This window comes from Oribacterium sp. (assembly GCF_057249185.1).
In genome coordinates, this window is sequence record NZ_DBHIGR010000159.1 from 1 (window position 1) to 5018 (window position 5018).

The 5018-nt window shown below is 41.5% G+C and carries 4 protein-coding genes and 1 pseudogene; all 5 read right to left on the minus strand.

Annotation, left to right across the window (positions count from 1 at the left end):
- Positions 1–164: 164 nt before the first annotated feature.
- On the minus strand, positions 165–554 hold the full coding sequence (locus tag ACO4PX_RS08455; RefSeq protein WP_308580431.1) for a hypothetical protein: 390 nt from the start codon (positions 552–554) through the stop codon (positions 165–167).
- 632 nt (positions 555–1186) lie between these two features.
- Positions 1187–1816 (minus strand): RloB family protein, encoded by a 630-nt coding sequence (locus ACO4PX_RS08460; RefSeq protein WP_485572273.1) that lies wholly within the window; start codon positions 1814–1816, stop codon positions 1187–1189.
- Complete coding sequence (locus ACO4PX_RS08465; protein ID WP_485572274.1) at positions 1816–2982, minus strand: AAA family ATPase; 1167 nt, start codon at positions 2980–2982, stop codon at positions 1816–1818. Before ACO4PX_RS08465 ends, ACO4PX_RS08460 begins: the two co-directional genes overlap by 1 nt.
- A gap of 220 nt (positions 2983–3202) precedes the next feature.
- Positions 3203–3295: pseudogene (locus ACO4PX_RS08470) on the minus strand (CD1845 family protein); the annotation flags it as partial.
- Positions 3296–3425: 130 nt separating this feature from the next.
- A partial coding sequence (locus tag ACO4PX_RS08475) for a Spy0128 family protein (protein ID WP_485572275.1) occupies positions 3426–5018 on the minus strand: 1593 nt, incomplete at its 5' end.

Here is a 5018-nt window from a genome sequence, read left to right on the forward strand (position 1 = left end):
ATCTACAACTTTTACAAAACTTTAAACCACAAAACAGAAGCTCATAAATGGCGTAGCTACGCCATTTATGAGCTTCTGACTCTTCCCTAATTTTTATGGATATTTTTTACCATGATAAGCAAAGCTGAGATTAACATAAATATATTAATATGGTACTAAAGAATTTAATTGCCATGGTCTTTATGAGCATTCTTAATTAACAAAATAGAATACCGGATGCAAAATCGTTCAATCAGTGTGCAAATGCTCAACACAGCCACTATTATAATACCAAATCGCCAATCTCTCGAAAAAAAGAATGCAGACATTCCAGCAATAAAACCACTATTCACAATGCCGTATCCATTCCAATTCTCGGCAAATCCATAGAAAAAGCCGTGACCTTCAATAATCTCCCAAACAGTCAATGCCACACTAACAAGACATAGCCCAATACCAATCGCAAATCCTAATGTCTGGGGAAAGGAAGGTGACATGGCTATTCTGATTCCGATACAAGCACATCCAACTACGAATACATATAAAGTCATCTTATAATCAATCGTAGATTTCATAAATCCTTTCCTCCTTATTAAAATCTCTACTAATTTTCCAAGTTTAAATTCATGTTTTAAATTATCCCTTTCATCTTGACCATTAATAAATTGGAAATTATCCCTCCTTTCTATCTTTCCCACCATACAAGATAAGATTAGCTAGTGATAAACACCTTTAGAGCAACACTTCTCAAATTACTTTTTCAATTCATATCAAACTTTGTATTCTTCACATTCACGATTTCTTATTTATAATTATAGCAAATTGCAAATTAGTTTCAATCGTAATTCCTTATGCGAATTATAAAATGAAGATGAAGCACCTATCACATCATTCCCAGTGCATCCTATGAACGATAGAATGTAATAGAGTAATGTGATATGCCGAATGTAAAAGATTGCCCTGGATTTGCAAGCTGCCCACAGAACGCTGCTTCAACCCGGAGCTGCTTCGGAAGGACAGTGAGCAGCGCCAGCGGACAAGCCACAAATAACAGCTTTGCCCGCATAAATACGGGGTACGAGAAACCGGCAAGCAATGCCTGTGTTAATACACACAGGCCCTCCAAACACAAAAGCTGCCACCCAACGAATTTTTATCGTCGAAGTGACAGCTTTCTGTCATTATGCACACCTTTGTAATGGTGCTTTTATGTTCTTTTACTATTCAAAAATTCAACCAGCTCATAGACTGTCGTTACCGGATTACTGTCTCGGCAGATCACAATAAGCTGATCTCTGGTTAATCTCTCCACTCGTTCTTTAGCGTACTGAATAGCTTCTGGCTGGTGTTCCTGCAATTCTTCAAAAACATCCACACTTTTTCCGTAATTTTCCAAATATCCTTTGTTTTTCAAGATGTCAATTACCGTAGCGGAATCTTTCAAATATCCATTCCGTTTTTCAAAATGGAGCAGATACCAATATTCAAATGCCGGATTGGAATATGCAATTTTGTACCCATGCTTCTCCGAATAGGAAATTGCAGCTTGAAGCTCAGAGTCTTTATTATCATCACAGTCAAATGCACACCAAAGCTGATCTCCGTCTTTCGGATAATAATCCGCTTGGGAAATCAGGGATTTTGCGTGTTTCACCAAATGTTCCGCCGCTTTATGTTTTGATGGAATTGGGATAATATCCACCAGGCAGTTTCGTGAACGAAAATGTTTGAAATAAAGAGTTTCTGTTTCTTTTCCTTCGCAGATGATATAAACAATCGGTTTACGCTTCCGCCGCTTAACTTTGTTCGGATCATACTCTTTTCGCATCTTGCTCATCAGGCGTCACCTCCGATAAAAGGGATTGCACCAAATCGTCCCTGAAGATAACCCTTACGCACATTTTCTCCTTTTCTTGGAGAGAAAGATGCCAGCGAGTAAAGCTCTGTTGCACAAGTCTCATCGTTTTTTTCAGCAAACCAAATCTGATCTCTACGGAAGAAATTCAAGTCAAGCAGCATTGCATCGTGTGTTGTAAAAATCAGCTGCGCTCCCTTTGTATTGACAGCCTTATCCTGCACCATTTCACTCAGCCTTCTGGTTAAAAGAGGATGCAGACTATCTTCAATTTCATCAACAACTAAAAGTGCGCCGTTTTCAAGTGCCTGCAACCATCCTCCGATGCGGGCAAAAAAGTGTTGTGTACCGACAGATTCCTGCTCCATTAAAAGCTGAAAGTATTCTGTTGTACCGTCCTCGTTAATAATTCGATGTGTTGTCGTAATAACCGGTATTTTACCAGAGATGTTCTTGATTGTAACATCGGTGATTCCAAGATCGGCAAGCAACAATTCTTTTAAGATTCGAGCTTTCTTATCATCACCGCTGACAATCTGGGCAACAGTTTCTGAGGTAGCTGGCTCTTCATCCATCAGGAATGTCAACTTTTCCAGGAACCACCGATAAGCATTTTCCGTCTGAGGCAGATTCCAGTCATTAGAGGACACCAGATAGAGCTTATTGTCCGGTGTTCGGTTACTCAGAGTAACCTGCTCATTTACATTTTCCCGGAACTCATACACTCCATTTTCTCTTGAAAAAATTAAGGCTTCACGGCCATTCGGCCAATGGTAAAGATACTCTTTGTAAATCTTCTTTGCATCAAAAGAAAAACCGTATGTGTAACGAACTCCCTGAAAAATAAATACCATTTCAAAAGAAGTCGGAACCTTTGTTCCTCCAAACGGCTCCCACGGCAACTTTTGCCCCTTAGAAACTTTTGCAGCATTTCCCACAACCATTTCTTTCATTGTCATCATTGCATGTAATACGTTACTTTTTCCGGCTGCATTTGCACCGTAAATTGCAAGTACGGGCAGCAATGCCTTCTTTTCATCTGGATGAAGCAGATACTCATCAAATGACTTATCCTTAGAGGCCGCAAAACTAATCACGGCACTGTTTTTTATTGACCTGTGGTTTTCAACTGTGAACTGAATCAGCATAATTGAATACCTCCATTCTCAGTATTCGTATTTTCAGTCACCATTATAACAGTTAAAAATGACTCACTCAATATTTATAGCTTATTTTTGCAGTTTTTCTGCGAAACTTATAAATAAATTCTTTATCAGTCATTTTTCGCAAAATTTTTTATCATACTATAACCCTATCATCTTAGTCAGAACAACTTAGTCAATGACCAAGATTGTGAGCAAGATACATTCACCCATACATCCAATCCTGAATCGCAAATTTCAAACTCTCCACCTTGCCCAGCAGCCAGGTTGCAGCCAGCGGCAGCCCCATCGGGCTAAAAAAATCGCCCTTTGACAGGATCGAAATCCTTGCCAAAAGGCGATTCATTGTTTTTGAAACTTCTTCCCAATTGTTAAAAGAGAAAGAGCTTTAACTTTTCGGTTTTAGCTTTCTGCTTTATCTTTCCGCTTTATCTTTTCTTCCTTAGCTTTCTTAGGAAGTAGTAAATGCTTAAAAGGCTGAAGCTTAGTGCTGAAGCAAAGGCATACCAAAGCAAATGAGAGGCATCTGACGTATTTACCTTTCGGGATTGGGCTCTTCTCAGGGCTCCCAGTACTTCTCCCAGATGCTTTAACTCCGCCTCTTCCTCCGGTGTTAATGGACGCTTCCGTCCTGCTCCGAGAATCTCACCGATTCGCTTTTGAATCTCCTCGATGGTTCTGGGTACTGTGGGACTTGGCGGAACATTGTTTCCATTGTCCGGTGTAGGATTCTCCGGTTCTCCCGGAAGCGTGGGCTTCTCAGGCTCTGCCGGCGGTTCTCCCGGACCTCCCGGGGTGTTTGGTGTTGGGAAGGAAGGTCTGTTTGGCGTTCCTCCTCCGCCTCCCGGTCTGTAGGGATTGTACTTATTGTCAAAGAGAATCTCTGAAACTTCCGCACTGTTCTTGTAGATCTTTCTGCTTACCATTAAAGTCTCTTTACTATCGTTAGACTGGGTTACCGTAAAGACTACCGTGTAAACGGTGTTGTCATAAGTATATCCATTGATACCGTCCTTTAGTTCCTTTACCGTATACACGTATTTTCCGGGAACATGGAAGGTAATAGGAGCAAATTCCGTATGTCCTTCTCCGGCGATTACTACCATCTCCGTTTCAGACTGGCTACCCTCCGGCATTGGCTGGAAAAGGCCCTTAGGCATAGATCTTAAGGATGGCTTCACTTCAGTAATAAGACCGCTGGAACCATATAAAACACCTTCTTCCAAATCGGAGTTGCTCACGATTTTCTTATTCCTAATAACGTTGTTATCCGGATCCAGATACTCCTCAAATGTATCGTTTCCGTTACCGTTATTGAAAAAGATTTCCTTATCATTGAAGACTGGATCTTCTCGCTTATCTGTCCAGTAAACGGAGTTGGAAGAAATCTCCATGGTTTCCGTCCGAAGTACAAAACGGAAGGGGTCAGCCTTGGGAGGCTTTAATCCGGAAATCTTCTTTCCAAGATCCACCTGTCCCTGTGTAGGTGTAGGCTTAAAGACATTGGTATAGTTGAAATCATCTCCTCCTACTAAGGCAAAGAGATGTCCATTTCCTAAATCATTAACTGTAATGGTGATATCTCTGGTAGGACGAGGATCATTTACGATACCGGGGAACAAACCGCTTTCCGTTACGGTGTACTTGTATACTCCGGGGCGGGTAATATGTACTCTTCCGAAGTTTACTTCTCCACCTATAGCATCCGGATTGGTCTTGCTCAGGCTGTCTGCAGTTCCTGCTTCCGCCGGCATAGGCTCTCCGTTCACTCTTTTTAAGGTGAAGGTAAATGTATTGGAAATATCCGGCTTCTTCACTCCCGCTGTTGCGCTTAGGAATTTTTCCACCTTGATTTCCGGGTCGATAGCCTGTACGCCGTAAACGTTGGTAAAGGTCATCGGGTTGGTCTCGCTAAGCTGTAAATCCGACTCCATCTTTACGTGGTTCGGATCCGTTACGGTAATGGTGATAAACTTATCTCCCATATCCTCGCTTTGCACACCATCCAAATGCTGTCCGCT

Excerpts from the sequence above, each read along its gene's own strand:
- ACO4PX_RS08455 (WP_308580431.1), bottom strand. The coding sequence starts at position 554 with ATGAAATCTACGATTGATTATAAGATGACTTTATATGTATTCGTAGTT.
- ACO4PX_RS08460 (WP_485572273.1), bottom strand. The coding sequence starts at position 1,816 with ATGAGCAAGATGCGAAAAGAGTATGATCCGAACAAAGTTAAGCGGCGG.
- ACO4PX_RS08465 (WP_485572274.1), bottom strand. The coding sequence starts at position 2,982 with ATGCTGATTCAGTTCACAGTTGAAAACCACAGGTCAATAAAAAACAGT.